The sequence below is a fragment of the Pseudomonas sp. URIL14HWK12:I12 genome, from assembly GCF_003097135.1.
Lineage (GTDB): Bacteria > Pseudomonadota > Gammaproteobacteria > Pseudomonadales > Pseudomonadaceae > Aquipseudomonas.
Map to the genome: position 1 here is coordinate 360,416 of NZ_QEQL01000001.1, position 19,384 is coordinate 379,799.

The following is a 19,384-nucleotide window of genomic DNA, read 5'->3' on the forward strand; positions in this document are numbered from 1 at the left end:
GGTCACTCAGATAGTCGGCACGGGCATGGCATCGGAGGGGACTTTCATGACGAAGCCAAACCATTTGGTCTGCAGCTTTTCCAGCGTGCCATCGGCAGCAGCCTGCGCAATGCCATCGCTGAACAACTTGACCAGGGTGGCGCTGTCGGCGTCCTTGCGACCGACCCAACCAAAATAAGTAGTAGGGCCGACCATCTCCGGCAAGGTGGCGAACAGGCCTGGGCGCGACTTGATCAGCGGGCCGAGGTTCGACAACGACTGCGCTACGCCGTCCAGGCGGCCAGCAGCGAGGTCGGCATAAGCCTCATCGAAACTGACGTATTGCTTGATAGCCTTCAGACCAGGCTGGCCCTGGGCTCTGAGCTTCTGGTCGTACCCTTGGAGTATTGCCAACTGACCGGAGCCTGATTGAGACCCTACGACCTTCCCGTTCAGGTCGGAAAGCGACTCGATTGCGGTGTCGTCGGCACGTTTGAGCAGCGCTACTGTGGATTCAGCAATAGGTACGGTGAAGGCAAACTGTTCGAAGCGTGCTTTGTTCACCGTCACGGATGTGACCACGAAATCAAACTTTCCGCTGTCCAGGCCGGGCAGAATGCCCTGAAACGGCAAGTCGAGCTGCTTGACTTTCACCCCAGGCAGCGAGCGGGCCATAACCTCGTGCATCAGGTCGGCTCCGTAGCCGACGATCTGGCCGTTTTCCACGAACTCGAACGGAGGAAAGCGCGCCTCGGTGGCGATTACGATTTCCTTTTTTTCCTGGATGCGTTGCAGCAAATCACTGGGCTGGGCGGCTGCAACGGTGCAGAAGCCGGCTAAACAAAGTGACAGGGCTTTCAGAAGGCGATTTTTCATGGCTATGTCTCTCTATGAAAGCATTTGAATTTTATTCAAGCTACTTGAACATAAATACAACAGCATGAAACGTGCCACAGCACCTGGCGCCGTGAATTGGCCAAAAATCGGGAACTGAGAGGCGCGCCGTGCCCAGCTTTGGCGCAGCGGCCCAGGTGTGGGCGTGGTAGCGGTGCAGTTTCGGCGCTCAGGCGCAGGGGCGACCGGTGGCCTCTGGCGCCACTGGCTGGCCGCTGGCTCGCTGCGTCATGCCCCAGGCTCAAGGAGCGAGCGATACCAGCCAGGGCCGAGCTATCCCCAGATGGAACTGAACCCTAATGGTGCGCCCCTGGAATCAGACAGTGCATTTGGGTACAGCCTTAACCGCTTAAAACGGGTGAAACCGTGCAATATGCACAGGTTTGAATGTCAGCGAAGTCCTGTTTTTTTCTATTTAAAGCCTTTCGCAAAAGCGGCCTGTGAATTGCTCTCTGGTGGATGCGCTTGGTTACCTACCCACTGCATCCAACGGGAGAAGAAAATGAGTTCACCTGGTGATTTCCCTTTGAGCGAGGCACCTGCCTGCGCCAGGAAAGGATTGCTATCCATTTCCATGGTGCTGTTCAGCTTCACGTTCTTTACCGGCACCATGTTCGCGGGCGGCAAGCTGGGGATGGCGTTCCCCTTCGCCGATATGCTGTGGATAGCGGCCATTGGCAACGGGCTATTGGCGCTCTACGCGGCAGGGCTGGCGTTCATTGCATCGCGCAGTGGTTTGAACACCGTGCTGATGGGGCGTTTCTGCTTCGGCGAGGCGGGCAGCCGGTTGTCCGACTTTCTTCTTGGCTTCGCCGAGCTGGGCTGGTACGCCTGGGGTACAGCGACCATCGCCATCGTGCTGGTGAAGCTGCTTGGCTTGGCCGACAGCCTGAGCACGCCGTTGATGGTGGCGTTCGGTTTAGGCTTCAGCGTCACCGCCATCGTCGGCTACAAGGGGCTGGATGTGCTGTCTCGGGTGTCGGTACCCCTGATGTTCGCGCTGTTGATGGTATCGATGTACATCGCCACCGGGCACGCTGGCGGTTTCAAGGGCCTGGCCGCTGTCATTCCCCATGAAACAATGACATTTTCCGCGGCCGTGACCATGGTGTTCGGTACGTTCGCCAGTGGCGCTACCCAAGCGACCAACTGGACACGGCTGTCGCGCACAGGCCGCATCGCGATCGTCGCAAGCGTCGTCAGCTTCCTGGTCGGCAACGGCCTGATGGTGGTGGCTGGCGCTTGGTGTGCCATGGTGTATCAGCAAGCCGATATCGTTGAAGTGCTGGTCCTCCAGGGGTTGTCGTTCGCGGCAGTGATCATGTTGTGCCTGAATCTCTGGACCATCCAGGGCCCGACTATCTACAACGTCTCAGCCGCGGCCTGCCATTTGTTACGCAGCGAACGCCGCCGAACCATGACGCTGATCGCCGCTGGCATCGGGGTATTGCTCGCCATCGGGGGCATGTACGAGATGCTCATTCCATTCCTGGTGCTGCTGGGCTCGATCATACCGCCCGTTGGGGGAGTGATCATGGCGGACTTCTGGTATCGCCATGGCGGCAACTATCCGTTGTTGGCTACAGCCCGTTTGCCCCGGTACAACTTCAAAGGCCTGACGGCCTATGGCGTCGGCGCCGTAGTGGCTTATTGCTCACCTTGGGTGGCACCACTGGTTGGCATTCTCGTCGCGGCCGGGTGCTATGTCGTGCTGCTGCAGCTGAGCGATCGCCACGCCACGGCCACACTGCAGGGGGAACAGTGAGCCTTACCCTGGCACAGATCCTCAAGCTACCCGGGCTGGAAGAAATGGCTGTGCGAGCGGGGGCCGACAAGTTGTATCGCCGTGTGCGCTGGCCTTACGTAGCCGAAAACGAGGGGATCGCCGAATGGGTGGTCGGTGGTGAGCTGGTGTTCATCACCGGCATCAACCATGCTCGTGATGAGGCGAACCTGTTGAGCCTGGTCGAAGACGGTGTGGCAGTGGGGATCGCCGGCCTGGTGATCCTTACCGGCGGAACGTTCATCCACCGCATCCCGCCTGCGGTGGTGAACAGGGCAGAGGCATTGGGCCTGCCGCTGATCGAGCAGCCTTATCTGCTGAAAATGGTCGTGGTCACCCACGCCATTGGCACCGCCCTGGTTCACATGGACCATGCGCGCCACTCGCAACATGACATTCTTGGCCAACTGTTGAGCGGCGACTACCCAAGCCTGGCCATTGCACGCCAACGCGCCGAGCACGCGCAGCTGCCCATCGAGCGGCCACGGCGGTTACTGGTACTGCGCTTGTCATCGGTGAATGCGCTGTTCGAACACTGCGCCCCAGCCGTAGCAGAGCAGCGCCTTCAGAACATAAGGCAGAAGGTCCAGCACGCACTGGAAGCTTGGAGCCAGGCATTGCCCGACCCTCTGCCGGTGGTACCCCTGGGCGATCTATTCATCCTGCTATTGCCCGAGCACGATACGCTGGGTGCCGAGCTATCGGCGCTTCACCAGGCGCTGCGTCCCTTGATAGAAGGCCTGAGTCTGTTCATGGGCCTGGCAAGCCGAGCCGAGGATTGCAGCCGATATCGCCACGCGCTGAAGGAGGCCCGCCAGGCACTGAACGTCGCCGAAAGCCTCAGGCCCGCAACGGGCTATTGCGACTTCACCGAGCTGGGCGTGCTGCGCTTGCTGCAGGCCATCGATGATCGCTCGGTGATCGACCATTTCGTCCAGCAGACCCTCGGCGCACTGATTGAGCCTTCCCGCAAGCATGCGTTCGTTCTGATCCGGACGCTCGATGCCTTGCTTCGGGAGAACGGTAACGCGCTCAAGGCCTCGGCCCGTCTGGGCGTGCATCGCAACACGCTCAACCAGCGTATCCAGCGCATTGAGCAACAGACCCAACAGAAGCTGGATGATCCTGTTTTTCGCATGAATGCCTCGGTCGCGCTCTTGATATGGCGCATGACCGAGATCCCCACCAAGGAGTGACCATGAATATCATCAACGCGCGCCTGCGCGGTAAACCGGGCCTTCACCGCATCGAAATGGAGGGCTCACGCATAAGCGCCATCGTGGCCCAAGCGCAGCCAATGCAGGCAAGCCTGCCGGCTGAGTTGGACGCCGGCCAGAATCTGGTCACAGCGCCTTTCGTCGAACCGCATATCCACCTGGACGCCACGCTGACCGCAGGTGAGCCCAACTGGAACATGAGCGGCACACTGTTCGAGGGCATCGAACGCTGGGCCGAGCGCAAGGCGCTGGTGACCCATCAGGACACTAAAAGCCGAGCGCGGAAAACCATCGACATGTTGGTGGACAATGGTATCCAGCATGTTCGCACGCACGTGGACGTGACCGACCCCTCGTTCGCCGCGCTGCGTGCGATGCTGGAAGTACGCGACGAAAGCCGCCACCTGATCGACCTGCAAATCGTCGCCTTTCCACAAGAAGGTATCGAGTCATTCAAAAATGGCCGGGCTCTGATGACAGAAGCCGTGGCAATGGGCGCCGATGTAGTGGGTGGGATCCCGCACTTTGAAAACACTCGCGAGCAAGGGGTGACCTCGGTGAAGTTCCTGATGGATCTGGCCGAACGCACGGGTTGCCTGGTGGATGTGCACTGCGATGAAACCGATGATGCGCAGTCACGCTTTCTCGAAGTTCTCGCCGAGGAGGCCAGGGTGCGTGAAATGGGTGAGCGTGTCACGGCCAGCCATACGGTAGCGATGGGGTCCTACGATAATGCCTATTGCTACAAACTGTTCCGGTTACTCAAGCAATCCAGGATCAACTTCGTTTCTTGCCCCACCGAAAGTATCCATCTGCAAGGCCGATTCGACGGTTACCCGAAGCGGCGTGGGCTGACGCGAGTGGCTGAGATCGATCGAGCTGGAATGAACATCTGCTTCGGCCAGGATTCGATCGTTGACCCATGGTATCCGCTGGGCAACGGCAACATCCTGCGCATCCTGGAGGCGGGCCTGCATATCTGCCACATGCTGGGTTATGAAGACTTGCAGCGGGCACTGGATCTGATCACAGACAACAGCGCACGTACGTTGCAGCTGGGCGACAGGTACGGCTTGGAGGTGGGGCGCCCGGCTAACCTTCTGATTCTCTCCGCCGCCGATGACTACGAGATGATTCGCAGCCAAGGCCAGGTGCTGACTTCCATCCGTGACGGCAAGCTGCTCATGCAGCGCAGCCCGGCCCAGGTCACGCGATTCCCGGCTTGAAGGGTGTAAGGGCCCCACCAAAGGCCTCGCCAGCAAGCCCGCGCTAGCGGAGCAACGCGGGCAGGGCGGGGCCAGCTGAACAGTGGTGCGGGCAGCGGGCACAGGCCTCACTGCCCGATCGCTGTGGCACGCTTTCAGGTGCGCATTGAGCGTCAGCTCACCGCCACAAAAGCGTTGAGGATCAGAACCACGATCAGCCCGACGACCGCCACGATGGATTGGACCACCGAGATGGTCTTGGTCGCTTCTCCCATACTCATCCCGAAGGACTCTTTCACCATCCAAAAGCCGGCGTGGTTTGCATAGTTGAAGAACAACGAACCGCAGCCGATCGACAGCGCAAGCAGCGGCAGGTTGAGGCTGGGGTCAGCACCTGCAAGCGGTGCCAGCAAGCCTGCGGCGCCTACGATACCCACTGTGGCGGAACCGGTAGATACCGAGAGCAGCATCGCGATCAGCCACCCCAGGATGAGGGGAGGAAAGGCAGACTGTTGCGTCAGGTGCACGATGGCATCCCCCACCTTGGCGCTGGTCAACAGCTCCTGAAAGGCTCCGCCCCCGGCAATGATCATGATGATCGAAGCGATCGGCTTAAGGCTTTTGCCCAGGCCATCGCGCAATTTCTCGGCATCGCCGCCTCGGCCGAGCATCAGGGCGGCCCCAGCAAACAGCACGCCCAGCAGCATCGCAATGAGAGGGTTGCCCAGGAAACTGGCCACTTTCAAGATTGCATCGCCCTTGGGCAGCACCATTTCAGCGACGGCATGAACCAGCATCAGGATGGCCGGCATCAATGCGGCGAATACACCAAGCCATACGCTGGGGCGAGTGCGGTCATCACTTTTCTCAGCCAGGGTGAACTGGTCCAGCAACGCTTGGTCCGGGCGAGTGCTCATCCGCGGCGAAATGAATGCACCGTACAGCGGCCCGCCCAGGATCATGGCGGGTATGGCCGCAAGGAACCCATAGAGCATCGTTGGCCCCACTGCCGTCTTTAGGGCCGCAATGGCCGTCAGAGGGCCCGGGTGGGGTGGAACCATACCGTGCATGGCCGCCAGTGCCGAGATGACCGGAACACCTACATAGACATACGCCGAACCCTTGAATCGAGACTGGCTCTCCAGTTTTCGCGCGACGCTGAATATCAGCGGAAGCATGATCACCAAACCGACCTCGAAGAACATCGGAATGCCAATGACAAACGCCACGGCCATCATCGCCCAAGGGATCATGCGATCAGGGGTACGCTTGAGGATCACTTCGGCGATTTGTTCGGTCACGCCTGCGTCGGCCAGAATCTTGCCCAGCATCGCCCCCAGAGCGATAACGACGCCAACGGCGCCCAGCGTCTTGCCGGCACCGGTGATCAAGTGCGAAACGATACCTTCGGGCTCCATACCGGTGGCAAAGCCTACACCGACGGAAACGACCAGCAGCGCCAATAGCGGGTGCATCTTCAGGCGCGACACGATCAGGGCAACGAGTACCAGCACGCTGACCAGCGCGGTCAACAGCAGCTGGATATCTAAGGGGGTCATGATTCTTATCCTTATGAGTTAAGTGCCTGGCAACCCGAGGCTAGTGGGCTCTACGGCGTTTTGAACAGGGTGCAACCAAACGCTTGCTGATATCGGTAGGGCACGCAGCTTTGGGTTACTGAACGCTGATGTGCTCACTACAAACGAAAGGGGAGCAGGTGGGGGGCGGTAGGTACCTGACTGTGTGCGGGAGCCGCACCCGATCACGGCGATGGAGGCGCCAGAGGCGTAGTACAAGGAGGCGTACCATTGACCGATTCACCTTTTTATATGGTCATCTATATGAATCTCGCGAAAGTATTTGCCGGCATGCGGGAGCGTGTCAAGGGGAGACTGGGCCAGTGGCAAGCTACTGGCCGTCGCACTTTGAAGTGGCGGTACGCGGCGCAGTCGATGCGGTTGTGTGTAAAGGGAGGAGGGCGGGTCACTGACCTGTGACGCGCCCCCGGAAACCGCAGCGCCGACCGCTCAATACGCCGCGGTATAAATCGCCAGCGCGTCTGCCTCAAGCACCGGCCGTGGGTTGTTGACCAGCAGCCGCTGCTGCTGCATTGCGCTGCGGGCAAGCTCGGGCAAGCTCTCCCGGGTGACCCCGGCGTCGCGCAAACGCATGGGCAGCCCGACCGCCTCATGCAGGCGGTGCAGCTCCTCGATCAGTTGCGCGGCGGCGTCACCCGGCAGTAGCCGCTTACCTAACACGCAGGGTGCGAGCTCGGCATAGAGGGAATGGGCCTGCGGCAGATTGAAGGCCAGCACCGAGTTAAGCACCAGCGCATTGGACAACCCGTGGGGCAGGTGGAAGGTGATGCCCAGTGGGTAAGCCAGTGCATGCACCGCTGCGACCGGCGCGTTGGCGAACGCCTGGCCGGCCAGGCAGGCGCCCAACAGCATGGCCTGGCGTGCTTCAAGGTCCTGCGGTTCGCGCACGGCACGCTCCAGATGGGCGCTGAGCAGGCGCAGGGCCTCTCGAGCCAGCAGGTCGGAGATTGGGTTCTTACGCAGTTTGCTGGTGTAGGCCTCAATGGCGTGCACCATCGCATCGATGCCCGTGGCGGCGGTGACGGGGCCGGGCAGGCCGACGGTCAATTGGGCGTCGAGGATCGCCAGGTCAGGCAGCAGTTGCTGGGAGACCACGCCGGATTTACCCGTGGCGGTAGTGACGATGGAAATCGGCGTGACTTCAGACCCCGTCCCGGCTGTAGTGGGCACTTGAATCAACGGTAGGCGTACACCGCTGGCCTGATTGACGCCGTAGATGTCGCTCAAACTCTGGCGTTGCGCGGGGTGGGCCAGGTAGGCCACGAGCTTGGCGGTGTCCATGGAGCTGCCGCCGCCAAAGCCGACGATCAGGTCGGCGCCCATTGCCCGTGCCTGTTCAGTGGCCGCCAGCACCAACTCTTCGGCCGGGTCGGCGAGCACGTCGCTGTACACCTGAAGGTTGACCCCGGCAGCGCTGAAGCCGGGCAAGATCGACTCCAGCAGGTTGTGGCGCAGGATACCTGCGTCGGTGACCAACAATACGTTGCGCGCACCACGGGCGGCGCACTCTTGAGCCAGTTGGGCGGCCGCGCCGCTCGCGCAGATCAAATGAGCAGTGGTGCTGAAATTGAATGCTTGCATGAACAACCTCTGATTATTCTGTTTGAGGGGGCAGGCCGGCGTCGATGATCGTCTGGGCCACGGCTTCCATGCTCGTGCGGCTGGCCATGGCATCGCGCTGCAGGCGCCGGTGGGCATCGTTTTCGCCGATGCGGTGGCGTGCCATGAGCAGGGCCTTGGCCATGGAGATCTTCGACACCGCCGGCTGCCGGGTCTGTAATTTGCGTAATTGCGCCAGCATGTCGATGCGCGCACGCCAGGCAGCGCGGGCCATCAGTAACTGGGTCAACAAACCAAATGGCCGCAGCGGGCGCTCGATCACGGCCGCTGGCTGGGTTTCGAGCACCAGTTGCAGCATCGAGGGGTTCTCATAGCCCACCACGGCAATGATCGGCGGCGCCTGCTCGCTCAGGCCTTCCACCAGCGTCTGGGTATTCAGGCGCTGGCTGAGTTCCACAGCGAGCAGTACCACATCGGTGTGCGCCGGCAGCTGCGCAGGCACCGGCCAGCATTGCTCGACGATGCAGCCGATACGCTGCAGCTGGTCGAGCACCACGCGCGCCTCGGCATCCACCGGGTGAATCACCAGCACGCGCAGGCCCTTGAGCTCGCGCAACAGTGAAGGTGCCTGGGTCATCTTGCACTCCCACTGTTCATGGCCGCACATCCAGCTGGTAATCGACCATATAAGGGCTGGGCTTCACCGGCTGTTCGCTTTGCACCATCAGCTCGAAACGGCGCTGGTGGTCCAGGCGCGCGATGCGAGGCCACAGCCAGGTGTGCTGGGTGTCCGGGTCGATCTCCACACGCCCCTGGGGTGCAGCGAACTGCGCCCCCGCCAAGGCCTTGCGCAGCGCTTCGATGGACGAGCCCTCGGCACGGCGCGCGGCCTCGGCGAACAGATGCACCTGAAAGTACGCGGCCTCGCCGCCGGCCGTCAGCGGCGCCGCGTCACCGAAGCGCGCCCGGTAACGGGCGACGAAGGCCTGGCTGGCAGGGGTGGCCAGGGTGGAGAACCACGGCGCCGCCGATACATGCCCCTCGGCTTCCTCATCGCTCATGTGCAGCACATCGACCTCGTTGGTCGCAAGGCTGACGATGGGCATGCGTGCCGGGTCGAAGCCGGCCTGGCGGTACGCACGGTGCAGGGCCGGGATATCACTGCCAACGATGGTCGAGTAGATCGCATCCGGCGCCGTGGCACGCGCCCGTTGCATCATCCGTTCGAAATCTTCGGCGGTGGCGTGGAACGGCAGGTAGATCTCATCCACCACTTCGCCACCGGCCTGCTCGAACAGCTCACGCATGATGCGGTTGGACTCGAACGGGTATACGTAGGAGCCCCCGACAAACAGCACGCGGTTACCGAAATGCGCCAGTACGTACTGCGCCAGCTGCACGGAGTTCTGGTTGGGCGCTGAGCCGGTGTAGTAACACCAGGGGGAGTATTCGAACCCCTCGTAGAGCGTGGGGTAGAACAGCAGCCGGCGGCGGCTTTCGACCACCGGCAACACCGCTTTTCGGGCGCTGGACATGTGGGTGCCGAACAGCACCTGCACCTGATGTTCGTCACACAGGCGCACGGCGCTGTCGCGGTAGTCCGAGGGTTCCGCACCGGGGTGGCCGTCCACCGGCACCAGTGGCCGCCCATGGATGCCGCCGGCAGCGTTGACTTCGGCTATCGCCAGGTGGGTGGCGTTGGCCTGGGTGGTTTCCGAGGCAGCGGTCAGGCTCGTCTCGGAAAACAGCAAACCGACCTTGTAGTCAGAGGCACTCATGAAATCAGGCTTTCCCAGTCGATATGTTGTTCAAAAGCGTGCGCGACCTGGTACAGCGTGGCTTCGTCGTAGTCCCGCGCAATCAGCATCATGCCCACTGGCAGGCCACTGGCAAGCCCACACGGGAGGGACAGGGCAGGGTGGCCGGTAACGTCGAAGGGCGCGGTGTTCGCATTCATCTCCAGGGCCCGCTGCACCCACTCGCTGGGTGAAGCATCTGCCGCCGGCAATCTCGGCGCCTTGAGCGGCACGGTGGGCATCAGCAAGACGTCGAAGTCCTGCAATTGCTGGTCGTAGGCCGCACGCAGTTGGCGTGCGGCGTTCTGGGCCTTGGCGTAGTACTGGCCGCCAAAACGCGCATAGGCGTATTCACCGGCCAGCAGGCAGGTTTTCAGGTCGTGCGGGAATTGCCCAGCCTGAGCCTGCCAACCCTGCTGGGCGTTCATCAGGCTCTCTACGTACAGGCCTTTCCAGTTCGAGCCGTAATTGTAGCCTTGCAGCAATTGGGTGGTGCCCTCCACCGCGATGGGCGTCCAGATCGCGTGGCCCAAGGCGTGCAGCGGTATCGAGATGTCCTGCACCTGTGCCCCGAGGCCTTCGAACAATGCGGCGGCACGGCGCACGGCGGCGTCTACATCACCTTCACTGTTGGCATGCCCGAAGCCTTCTCGCACCACACCGATGCGCAGGCCCTTGCAGCCTTTGCCCAATGCCTGGGTGTAGGCGTGGGTCGGCACGACGCGGTCCTGCCGGGGGTCAAGGCCATCGGCCCCGGCCAGCACTTCGAGCAGCAGGGCGTTGTCGGCGAGGTTGGCGCTCATGATGCCAGCGTGGTCCAGGGTCATCTCGATGGGCATGATCCCGGTGTAGGGGATCAGGCCATGGGTCGGTTTCATGCCGTAGATACCGGAGTAGGCCGCCGGAATGCGCACCGAACCGCCCTGGTCGGTGCCGATGCCCAGGTCCACTTCGCCGGCCGCGATCAGCGCCGCGCAGCCCGACGACGAACCGCCGGTGGAATGCCCCGGATTACGCGGGTTATGGACCGCACCCGTGGCGTTGGTATGGCTGCTGCCCGACACACAGAAGAACTCGCAGTGGGCCTTGCCCAGAATCTGCCCGGCAGCATCCAACACACGGGTGGCGACGGTGGCGTCGATGTCGGGCACGTAGCCGCGCAGGGTCGAGGCACCGTTCATCATCGGCACGCCGGCCAGGCAGATATTGTCCTTGAGTGCTACACGCTTGCCGGCCAACTTGCCGGTGGCCGCGCCCTGAACCTCGGTGCGTACGTACCAGGCGTTGTAGGGGTTGTGCTGCGGCACCTCGCCAGGCCCGCGGGGGTAGCGAGGTGGCTGCGGCGGGCTGGTAATCTCATCCAGGCGGTCGTAGTCCTGCCAAACGGCTTCGAGGATGTTGGCGTATTCGTGGAGCAGCGGCTCGGCCATTTGCAGGCCGAGGCTGTGGCCGACCTCGGTGAGATCAGCCAGGGTAGGGCGTTGAATAGACATGGCAGGTTCCTTATGCATGAAAGCCCATGAAGCGCTCCGCGATCGCCTCGGCACTGGTATCGGCCGGCTCGACCTCGTCTGTCAGTTGGCCGTTTTCGATGATCAGAATGCGCTGTGAAAGGGCACTGAGAAATTCGATGTCCTGTTCCACCAGGATCACCCCCAGGTTCTGTTCCACGCGCAGGCGCTGCAGGGTTTCAATGATTTCGTCGCAGATCGATGGCTGGATGCCTTCAGTGGGCTCGTCCAGCAGGATGACGTTCGGTTGCCCGCACAGGCAGCGGGCCAGGGCCAGCAATTGCTGCTCCCCGCCCGACAACGCCCCACCGGGCTGGTCGAGCAGGCGGTGCAGGCGCGGGAAGTACGCGAGAATGCGCTCGATGGTGGCATCGGCTGCGGCGAAGTCCTTCACGCAACCCATGCGCAAATTTTCCCGTACGCTCAGGTAGGGGAAAATCTGCCGCCCCTGCGGCACATAGCCGATACCGGCGCGGGCGCGTTGGTGGGCGGCGGCCTTGGTCAGGTCTTGGCCGGCAAAATGCAGGCTGCCGGCCATGGCGGGGATTTCGCCCATCAACGCGCGCAGCAGGGTGGTTTTGCCCATGCCATTGCGGCCCAGCACACCGACGCAGGTGTTGTCGGCACAGCGCAGGTGGATGTCTCGCAACACGGGAATACGCCCATAACCGGCGGACAAACCGATGACTTCAAGCATGCTTGATCTCCTGCTTGCCCAAGTACGCTTCGCGTACAGCCGGGTCTTGGGTCACTTCGGCAAAGCTGCCCTGAGCCAGGATCGCGCCTTGGTTGAATACGGTGACGGTGCCTGCGATCAGGCGGATGAATTCCATGTCGTGCTCGACCACCACGACAGTGCTGTGGGCGTTGATTTCCTTGATCAGCGCGGCGGTCTTGCGCACTTCCTGGTAGGTCATGCCGGCGGCGGGCTCGTCCAGCAGTACCAGCTCCGGGCGCGAGGCGAGGATCATGCCCAGTTCCACCCATTGGCGTTGGCCGTGCGCCAGGTCGCCCACCAGGCGCGAGCGCAAGCCAACCAGGCCGATGCGCTCCAGGGTTTGCTCGGCGGTGGTGCGGGCTTGGCTGGGTGCTTGCCGGCGGCTGGCGGCCAGGCGCAGGTTTTCCAGCACGTCCAGGCCGTCGAAGACGCTCGGCGCCTGGGTCTTGATACCGATCCCGAGCCGCGCCACCTGGTGCGGTGCCAATCCTGAAATACGCTGCCCCTTGAAGTGGCAGACGCCGCGCGTAGGCTTGAGTTGGCCACTGAGCATTTTGAAGAAGGTGCTTTTGCCGGCGCCGTTGGGGCCGATCAGGCAACGCAGCTCGCCGCGCTCAAGGTTGAAATCCACCGCCTTGACCGCGTGAACGCCACCGAAGCTGACGCCCAGGCCTTGGGTTTGCAACAGGCTCATAGTGCGCGCTCCTGTGCAGGTGCCGGTTGTGGGCGGCGTTGGAACCCCCGTGCTATCCAACCGGTCAAGGTCGGCAGCAAGCCACGGGGCAGCAACATCACGAATGCCAGCAGAATCAGGCCGAGCACAAAACCGCTGTCGACATGCTGCTGCTCACCGAGGCGCGCCATCAGCGCCTGGATGCCGATGCACGCCAGGATCGGCCCGAACAGGGTCCCACGGCCACCGACGATGACCCAGATGATGATCTGCGCCGATTGCGCCAGCCCGAACACACCCGGGCTGACAAAGGCGCCCCAGTTGGCGAACAGGCAACCGGCAAGCCCGGCAATGCCGCCGCCCAGGCTGAACACGATCAATTTGTGCAAGCGCGTGTCATAGCCGAGCAAACCGGCGCGCTGTTCGTTCTCACGGATGGCAACCACCACTTTGCCGAAGCGGCTGGCCAGTAGCGCGCGCAGCCCCAGGTAGCAGAGGATCAACGCCGCGCCGATTACCTGGAACAGGGTTTCCGGGTCCAGCACGCGCTCAGGGTCGAATGGCATGTTGAGCGTGGGAATCGCCGGAATGCCGTTGAACCCGCCAAGCAGCGCGCTGCCGATGTGGTATTCAGCGCCTGAGGTTGAGTTCATCACGTTGAACAGGATCAGCGTGACCGCCAGCGTGATCACCCCCAGGTACACGTCGCTGATGCCGCCATAGAACATGAAATAACCCATGGCAGCGGCGAGCAAGGCGGGCACCGCGATGGCCAGCAGCACCGGCCAGGTGCTGTCGCCGATGTTCAGCACGCCGATGGCATATGCATAGGCCCCCAGGCCGAAAAACGCCGCCTGGCCAAAACACAGGATGCCGCCAAAGCCCCAGATGAACGCCAGGCTCAAGGCGAGCAGCGCCATCACCAGGTAGATGGTCAGAGACAGCAAGCTGAACAGGTCCAGCCACTGCGGCAGGACCGCTACCAGAAGCGCGGCCACGACGCTGCCGAGCACCGGTAACAGGGTGCGGGTATCAACAGGCATCAGAACGCCCTCCGAAAGAATCGACCGGTAATGCCCTGGGGCAATACACGAATCAGCACAATGGCCGCCAGCAGCAACGCCACTTCACCGAACACCGGGGTGCTGAAGAACGTCACTAGCTGGCTGATCACGCCGAAGCCACCGGCAGCAGTGAGGGTGCCGGTGATCACTGCGCTCCCGCCGCCGATCACGGTGATGAAAGCCTTGGCGATATAGCTGGCGCCCAGGGTTGGAATCACCCCGGTGAGCGGCGCCAGCACGGCACCGCCCAGGCCCGCGAGCGCTGCGCCCAGGCCAAAGGTCAGGCTGTAGATGCGCCCCGGGTTGGCCCCCAGCGCCGCGGCCATCTTGGCGTTCTGCATGGTGGCGCGGGCGCACAGGCCGAAATGGGTAAACCGCAGCAGCGCCCACATCCCCAGCAGCACGGCCACCGCCACGGCGATCACGAACAGGCCGTAGCCACTGGTTTGATAAGCGCCCACGGTGATGCCCGGTAGCGGTGAGCTGATACCCACCGTGGTGTTGCCGAACAGCATAGTGGCGGCTCCGGTCAGTGCCAGGCTCAGGCCCCAGGTGGCGAGCATGGTGTCGATCATCCGGCCATACAGGTGCCGCACCAGCAGGCGCTCCACCAGCATGCCAAACAGGCCCACGCTCAAGGGGGCCAACACCAGGATCGAAATCCAGATCGGTACGTGCAGGTTATGGGTGGCAAGCACGGCGACGTAACCGCCGAGCATCATGAATTCACCGTGGGCGAGGTTGATGATTTTCATCATCCCGAACACCACCGACAGGCCAATGCTCAACAGCACCAGCGTGGCGATGGCGCCCACGATTTGCAGGGAAAAAATGGCGGCCCAATCCATGTCGGCCTCCTTACAGCGCGATGCTGTATTGTTTGGCGTCGCGCGGGTTCTTCACCAGGTCGCAGACTGCGGCGGTGTCGGAAGGCGCCTGCTGGGCGAAGCTTTCGACCACCTCCAGGCGGCGATCGCGAACTTCGGCGATGTGCACATCGAGCACACAGTGGTGGGTCGCCGGGTCAATGCTGACCTTGCCGCTGGGCATGTCCAGGCTGATGCCTTTTTCCAGCGCCTCGGTCACGGCCATGCGGTCTACGGTGCCGGCCTGGCGTACACCCTCGGCCCACAGCATCATGCCTTGGTAAGCACCCATGGCCAGCTCGGTGATGTACGGATAGTCCGCGCCGAAGCGCTTGTGGAAGCGCTCTACGAACGCCTGGTTCTGCGCCGTGGCCAGTTCCTGCACATAGTTCTGGCAGATCAGGATGCCGTTGCACTCCTCAGGCGACAGCACGATATGCTCGTTACCCCCGGCGAAGGTGGTGGAAGCGATCGGCAGCTTGCCGGTCATGCCTGCGGCTTTCCATTGGCGATAGAACGACATGTGCGCCCCACCCACCAGCGCCGACCAGACGAAGTCCGGCTTGGCTTCCTGGATCTTCGAGATGGTCGCGCCGAAGTTGGTCACATCCAGAGGGAAGAACTCGATGCCAACGCTCTCGCCGCCCGCTTGCTCGACGTACTTCTTCACCCAGGCGGTGACGATCTGCCCGTAGTTGTAGTCTGCCGCAACGATGTAAACCTTTTTGCCCCACTTCTTGGTGACATGGGATACCAGCTTCTCTACGGTCTGGCCGGGAGTGACACCGGTGCCGAAGAAATTGCGGTCACACACACCGCCTTCGTATTGGTTGTTATAGAAATAGAGCGTCTTGTAACGGTCCAGCACTGGACGCACCACTTCCCGCGATGCAGACGTGATACCGGCGTGCACCACCGCTGCGCGATCCTTCAGTGCTGCCTGCTGGGCGTATTGTGCGTACAGCTGCATGTTCGACTGGGTGTCGTATTTGATCAGGTTCAACGGGCGGCCGAGCAGGCCGCCGGCACCGTTGAGCTCCTCGACAGCGAAGGTCAAAGCGTCGACGATGGGTTTGCCGTAGATGTCGAGGCCACCGGAGCTGTCGTACAGCGAGGCGACATTGATCGCGCCGTCGGCGGCAAACGCCGAGAAACTCTTGAGGCTCAAGGTGGACAATGCCGCTGCGGAAATTGCAGACGTGCGCAGGAAAGTTCGACGATTCATAGCCATTCGGAAGACTCCTGAAACCGGACCTGGCATCCAACACGCCCCGAACAGGCCAGAAGCCAGGCTGGCACGGCACGAGGGGCGGCGAGGAATGGGGAAGGTCTGGAAGAAATGCAGGCGGGGAAGGGGGCCTGCTTTCATTTACCGACGGCGCTGTCGGCTGGATATGTGAGTCGCTTCACTTGGAGACGCCAACCGCATCGTTGGGGTTGGGTCGCCCATCCGCAGAAGATGGGGGAAACGAAAACCGCTAGGTGCGGTGCTCACGGGGCAGCAATTTCTAGGCCACAAAACCTATGCTTATGATTTATAGGACTATTTTTACAACCTAGCTTCTTCGCCCTGGCATCAAGGGTTGCGATGTGGGTAGTAATGAAGCACTCCGTGCCCAGGTTTTGGGCACGGGTGACATCCAGCCCAGGCGCGCTGCGCCTCGATGCCGGGAGCTGGGCGTCATGACCTGGGAGGTAACCGCTTTGGGTCAGCTCTCAGACATTTCCGCCAGCGTCGAACAGACCAAAACCATTCGGGAGATAGCAGACCAGGGGAGGGGTGCCGGGAAATCCGTCGTTGGCGGAGTTACGGTAAGGAAACTGAATCTTTTGGGCAATTCATCAGTGTTGGGGGAGGGTGACTGCCCACAGGGGTGTTACGCAGCGTTGGATCAGATCGACGCTGGTTCAACGGTTTCATTCGCAAATGCAGTACTGAACACCGATTGGCGCACGTACACATGGCCATCAAACAACAATCGAGCGGTTCTCACCAGTCCGCAACCAGCGAGCTGGCCGTTGTCCAGACGCAAGCGCACACTAAATTCGCCCGTTGGGTGTTCGACCGACAGCTGCTGCTCGTCCTGATCGTTCGTGCAAGCCATTGCCTCAGCAACCGTGCCCTTGATCAGGCAGGCGGACGCAACGCTGACAGCGCCGAACACGCCGATGGAAACATGACATTTATGCGGGATGAAGCTGCGGCTACTGATGGCGCCTCCGGCAACGGGAGGCGCTATCAGGACCATTTTAGGGACTGTACGCAGAGTAACATCACCCAGGTTCATCTGGATGCCAGCCTCCAGCCGAATAACCTCGATGCGGCGTTTCAGATCGGCGTTGGCGTCCAGGGCTGCACAGGTTTCATAGCCAGTACAGCCCAAATCGGCTGCACGGATGAGCACTACAGGCATGCCATTGTCGATGCAAGTAACCTGAACGCCGCCCAACCGATCAGCAGGGTTACCGGTGGGCAGCAGTGCCCCACAGCTTGAACCCGCAATATCGTCAAACTCGACAACGACCGGCGCTGCTGTCCCCGGAACGCCATCGATCCTGATCTCGCCGTCGTAGTTCACAGCATCGTCTTGCGTTTGAATGATCGCGGTTGCCGTCTGCCCTGTGTTTTCCATGAAAATTCTGACCGCAGTCCGTTCTCCTTGAATGGCCATCAGCCCGCGCTCGATGGCAAATGGGCCCACGCCGGAAAGAATGTTGCCGCAGTTTTGCCCGTAATCGACGCGTGCCTCCCCCACAGCCACCTGGGCGAACAAATAGTCGACGTCCACACCGGGACGACGGGAGCGACGGATGATCGCCACTTTGCTTGTTAACGAATCAGCACCGCCAATCCCATCGATCTGCCGGACGTCAGGTGAACCCATGGCAGCCAGCAGCACCTGGTCACGCACTTGTGCGTCAGCCGGCAAATCGTCTGCCAGGAAGTAAGCGCCCTTGGAGGTGCCGCCACGAATCAGCATGCAGGGGATACGGGCTTGAGCCATGAATCAATCCTCCAGTTGCTCAACATTGTCGAAATACTTGAGGCCTTTCTCCGCCAGCTTTTCACGCATGTTATAGATATCGAGCCCTAGCTCACCTGCGGCCAGGCGCAGACGTTTTTGCTCCTCGAGGTCGGCTCGTTTGCGGCTGCTCTCCACGACACGCTGCAATTGCTCCCGGCGTACGATGACCACACCGTCATCATCCGCCAGCACCACGTCACCTGGATTGACCAGTTGCCCGGCGCAGACCACGGGAATGTTCACCGACCCCAGCGTTTCCTTGATCGTTCCCTGTGCGTGGACGGATCGAGACCAGACGTGGAAGCCCATTTCACGCAATGTTCGGGTATCTCGAACACCTCCATCGATGATCAAACCACGAACACCGCGAGCCTGAAGCGAGGTTGCGAGAAGATCTCCGAAGAAACCGTCGGTGCAGGGTGAACTTGGCGTCACGACCAGCACGTCCCCGGGCGTGCATTGCTCAACGGCCACATGGAACATCCAGTTATCGCCGGGAGCGACGAGCACCGTGACGGCCGATCCGCTCATGGCGATATCGTGCTGAACCGGGCGAATCTCTGACGCAAGGAGGCCTTTGCGGCCCTGCGCTTCGTGAACCGTAGCCACACCATAGCGAGTGAGCTCATCTATAAGCGTCGCGTCGCCTCGCTCGATGTTACGCACGACTATGCCAGTCTTGCCTACCAGATTGCTCATCCCAGGCTCTCCGTGACACGGGGGAAGATGCTTTGATAACCCTCACCGTAGATGATGTCTTTGGCAGCCGTGATGCCGATGTTGCGCTTGGCTTGCACGCCACGCTGTAACGCCACCCGGGTGTAGTACTCCCAGAGGTGCTCCTGGCCGGCCATGCACTGGATCGCAGCGTATTTCTTGCCCCACACCGACGTGATATCCAGCAGCACATCGGGCTTCCACTCGCATTGCTCTGGCTGGTGCGGCTCAAAACTGTAGACGGGAGGAGCGCCTACGATTTTCTCGCCGGGCTTGTAGCCTTCAGCCTGGGCAATGATCCGCGCTTCCTGGGCCAGATGGATCGCCAGCGGATGATCGTAGTTGTAAGGGTCTTTGAGCGAGTGACTCAAGACAAACTCCGGCTGTACCTTGCGAAACACATCGGCCAGGCGGAACAGGGTGTCAGTATCGGCTCGCATCGGGTAGTCGCCGATGTCGAAGAACTCGACGCTAGCACCCAGAATGTCAGCTGCCGCTTGCGCTTCTTCGCGTCGTGCGGCCTTGACCTTGCTCTCCGTCATCTCGCCTTTGCGCCAAAGCTTCGCGGATTCGCCTCGTTCGCCAAACGACAAGCACACGATGTGCATGGCGTAACCTTGTGAAGCGTGCAGCGCGATGGCTCCACCGGCGCGCCAGACGAAGTCTGCGGAGTGGGCGCTGACAACCAGCGCGGATTTTTGCAATGGGCTGTTCATGACGGGGCAGGCTCCCTTATTGGTTTCTACCGATGCTGACAGGCTTGCCAAGAAGGGACTA

The 19,384-nt window shown here is 61.5% G+C and carries 17 protein-coding genes; 3 read left to right on the forward strand and 14 right to left on the reverse strand.

What is annotated here, in order from left to right; all coding sequences use genetic code 11:
- Window positions 1-6 precede the first annotated feature (6 nt).
- Window positions 7-855 (reverse strand): transporter substrate-binding domain-containing protein, encoded by an 849-nt coding sequence (locus tag F474_RS01620; RefSeq protein WP_097086807.1) that lies wholly within the window; start codon window positions 853-855, stop codon window positions 7-9.
- 520 nt (window positions 856-1,375) lie between these two features.
- Here F474_RS01620 and codB point away from each other — a divergent pair.
- From codB to codA, 3 genes are read left to right on the forward strand one after another with little or no spacing between them, the layout of a single operon-like run.
- The gene (gene codB, locus F474_RS01625) at window positions 1,376-2,638 is read left to right on the forward strand and encodes a cytosine permease (protein WP_097086810.1); all 1,263 of its coding nucleotides are present in this window, start codon (window positions 1,376-1,378) and stop codon (window positions 2,636-2,638) included.
- Window positions 2,635-3,852 carry a PucR family transcriptional regulator gene (locus F474_RS01630; RefSeq protein WP_097086812.1) on the forward strand — a complete coding sequence of 406 codons (1,218 nt, stop codon included), beginning with the start codon at window positions 2,635-2,637 and terminating at the stop codon, window positions 3,850-3,852. Before codB ends, F474_RS01630 begins: the two co-directional genes overlap by 4 nt.
- Before the next feature lie 2 nt (window positions 3,853-3,854).
- Window positions 3,855-5,099, forward strand: coding sequence for a cytosine deaminase (gene codA, locus F474_RS01635; RefSeq protein WP_097086814.1), 1,245 nt, complete (start codon window positions 3,855-3,857; stop codon window positions 5,097-5,099).
- 152 nt (window positions 5,100-5,251) lie between these two features.
- Here the strand turns inward: codA and F474_RS01640 are convergent, their stop codons facing one another.
- The 13 genes from F474_RS01640 to galB form a co-directional block, all read right to left on the reverse strand.
- Window positions 5,252-6,637 carry a GntP family permease gene (locus F474_RS01640; RefSeq protein WP_097086816.1) on the reverse strand — a complete coding sequence of 462 codons (1,386 nt, stop codon included), beginning with the start codon at window positions 6,635-6,637 and terminating at the stop codon, window positions 5,252-5,254.
- A 468-nt stretch (window positions 6,638-7,105) separates the two neighbouring features.
- Window positions 7,106-8,257, reverse strand: coding sequence for an iron-containing alcohol dehydrogenase (locus F474_RS01645; protein ID WP_097086818.1), 1,152 nt, complete (start codon window positions 8,255-8,257; stop codon window positions 7,106-7,108).
- A 13-nt stretch (window positions 8,258-8,270) separates the two neighbouring features.
- Window positions 8,271-8,873, reverse strand: a complete 603-nt coding sequence (locus tag F474_RS01650; RefSeq protein ID WP_097086820.1) for an ANTAR domain-containing response regulator — start codon at window positions 8,871-8,873, stop codon at window positions 8,271-8,273.
- A gap of 16 nt (window positions 8,874-8,889) precedes the next feature.
- Entirely contained in the window at window positions 8,890-10,014 is a 1,125-nt protein-coding gene (locus F474_RS01655; RefSeq protein ID WP_097086823.1) for a transporter substrate-binding domain-containing protein, read from the reverse strand.
- On the reverse strand, window positions 10,011-11,525 hold the full coding sequence (locus tag F474_RS01660) for an amidase (protein ID WP_097086825.1): 1,515 nt from the start codon (window positions 11,523-11,525) through the stop codon (window positions 10,011-10,013). Before F474_RS01660 ends, F474_RS01655 begins: the two co-directional genes overlap by 4 nt.
- Before the next feature lie 10 nt (window positions 11,526-11,535).
- Window positions 11,536-12,240: an ABC transporter ATP-binding protein gene (locus F474_RS01665; RefSeq protein WP_097086827.1), complete on the reverse strand. Its 705-nt coding sequence runs from the start codon at window positions 12,238-12,240 to the stop codon at window positions 11,536-11,538.
- Window positions 12,233-12,955 carry an ATP-binding cassette domain-containing protein gene (locus tag F474_RS01670; protein WP_097086829.1) on the reverse strand — a complete coding sequence of 241 codons (723 nt, stop codon included), beginning with the start codon at window positions 12,953-12,955 and terminating at the stop codon, window positions 12,233-12,235. Before F474_RS01670 ends, F474_RS01665 begins: the two co-directional genes overlap by 8 nt.
- Complete coding sequence (locus F474_RS01675) at window positions 12,952-13,977, reverse strand: branched-chain amino acid ABC transporter permease (RefSeq protein ID WP_097086831.1); 1,026 nt, start codon at window positions 13,975-13,977, stop codon at window positions 12,952-12,954. The genes F474_RS01670 and F474_RS01675 overlap by 4 nt, the downstream gene beginning before the upstream one ends.
- Entirely contained in the window at window positions 13,977-14,846 is an 870-nt protein-coding gene (locus F474_RS01680; RefSeq protein WP_097086833.1) for a branched-chain amino acid ABC transporter permease, read from the reverse strand. Before F474_RS01680 ends, F474_RS01675 begins: the two co-directional genes overlap by 1 nt.
- Before the next feature lie 10 nt (window positions 14,847-14,856).
- Window positions 14,857-16,089 carry an ABC transporter substrate-binding protein gene (locus F474_RS01685; RefSeq protein ID WP_256582770.1) on the reverse strand — a complete coding sequence of 411 codons (1,233 nt, stop codon included), beginning with the start codon at window positions 16,087-16,089 and terminating at the stop codon, window positions 14,857-14,859.
- A 667-nt stretch (window positions 16,090-16,756) separates the two neighbouring features.
- A complete protein-coding gene (locus F474_RS01695; RefSeq protein ID WP_097086837.1) occupies window positions 16,757-17,869 on the reverse strand; it encodes a 4-oxalomesaconate tautomerase in 1,113 nt (370 codons plus the stop codon).
- A gap of 3 nt (window positions 17,870-17,872) precedes the next feature.
- Window positions 17,873-18,589 (reverse strand): 4-carboxy-4-hydroxy-2-oxoadipate aldolase/oxaloacetate decarboxylase, encoded by a 717-nt coding sequence (locus F474_RS01700; protein ID WP_097086839.1) that lies wholly within the window; start codon window positions 18,587-18,589, stop codon window positions 17,873-17,875.
- Window positions 18,586-19,323, reverse strand: a complete 738-nt coding sequence (galB, locus tag F474_RS01705) for a 4-oxalmesaconate hydratase (RefSeq protein ID WP_097086841.1) — start codon at window positions 19,321-19,323, stop codon at window positions 18,586-18,588. Before galB ends, F474_RS01700 begins: the two co-directional genes overlap by 4 nt.
- Window positions 19,324-19,384: the final 61 nt, after the last annotated feature.

What these genes read in the sequence shown, in the direction of transcription:
- F474_RS01620 (WP_097086807.1), bottom strand. Translation starts at nt 855, where the DNA reads ATGAAAAATCGCCTTCTGAAAGCCCTGTCACTTTGTTTAGCCGGCTTC.
- codB (WP_097086810.1), top strand. Translation starts at nt 1,376, where the DNA reads ATGAGTTCACCTGGTGATTTCCCTTTGAGCGAGGCACCTGCCTGCGCC.
- codA (WP_097086814.1), top strand. Translation starts at nt 3,855, where the DNA reads ATGAATATCATCAACGCGCGCCTGCGCGGTAAACCGGGCCTTCACCGC.
- F474_RS01640 (WP_097086816.1), bottom strand. Translation starts at nt 6,637, where the DNA reads ATGACCCCCTTAGATATCCAGCTGCTGTTGACCGCGCTGGTCAGCGTG.
- F474_RS01645 (WP_097086818.1), bottom strand. Translation starts at nt 8,257, where the DNA reads ATGCAAGCATTCAATTTCAGCACCACTGCTCATTTGATCTGCGCGAGC.
- F474_RS01650 (WP_097086820.1), bottom strand. Translation starts at nt 8,873, where the DNA reads ATGACCCAGGCACCTTCACTGTTGCGCGAGCTCAAGGGCCTGCGCGTG.
- F474_RS01655 (WP_097086823.1), bottom strand. Translation starts at nt 10,014, where the DNA reads ATGAGTGCCTCTGACTACAAGGTCGGTTTGCTGTTTTCCGAGACGAGC.
- F474_RS01660 (WP_097086825.1), bottom strand. Translation starts at nt 11,525, where the DNA reads ATGTCTATTCAACGCCCTACCCTGGCTGATCTCACCGAGGTCGGCCAC.
- F474_RS01665 (WP_097086827.1), bottom strand. Translation starts at nt 12,240, where the DNA reads ATGCTTGAAGTCATCGGTTTGTCCGCCGGTTATGGGCGTATTCCCGTG.
- F474_RS01670 (WP_097086829.1), bottom strand. Translation starts at nt 12,955, where the DNA reads ATGAGCCTGTTGCAAACCCAAGGCCTGGGCGTCAGCTTCGGTGGCGTT.
- F474_RS01675 (WP_097086831.1), bottom strand. Translation starts at nt 13,977, where the DNA reads ATGCCTGTTGATACCCGCACCCTGTTACCGGTGCTCGGCAGCGTCGTG.
- F474_RS01680 (WP_097086833.1), bottom strand. Translation starts at nt 14,846, where the DNA reads ATGGATTGGGCCGCCATTTTTTCCCTGCAAATCGTGGGCGCCATCGCC.
- F474_RS01685 (WP_256582770.1), bottom strand. Translation starts at nt 16,089, where the DNA reads ATGAATCGTCGAACTTTCCTGCGCACGTCTGCAATTTCCGCAGCGGCA.
- F474_RS01695 (WP_097086837.1), bottom strand. Translation starts at nt 17,869, where the DNA reads ATGGCTCAAGCCCGTATCCCCTGCATGCTGATTCGTGGCGGCACCTCC.
- F474_RS01700 (WP_097086839.1), bottom strand. Translation starts at nt 18,589, where the DNA reads ATGAGCAATCTGGTAGGCAAGACTGGCATAGTCGTGCGTAACATCGAG.
- galB (WP_097086841.1), bottom strand. Translation starts at nt 19,323, where the DNA reads ATGAACAGCCCATTGCAAAAATCCGCGCTGGTTGTCAGCGCCCACTCC.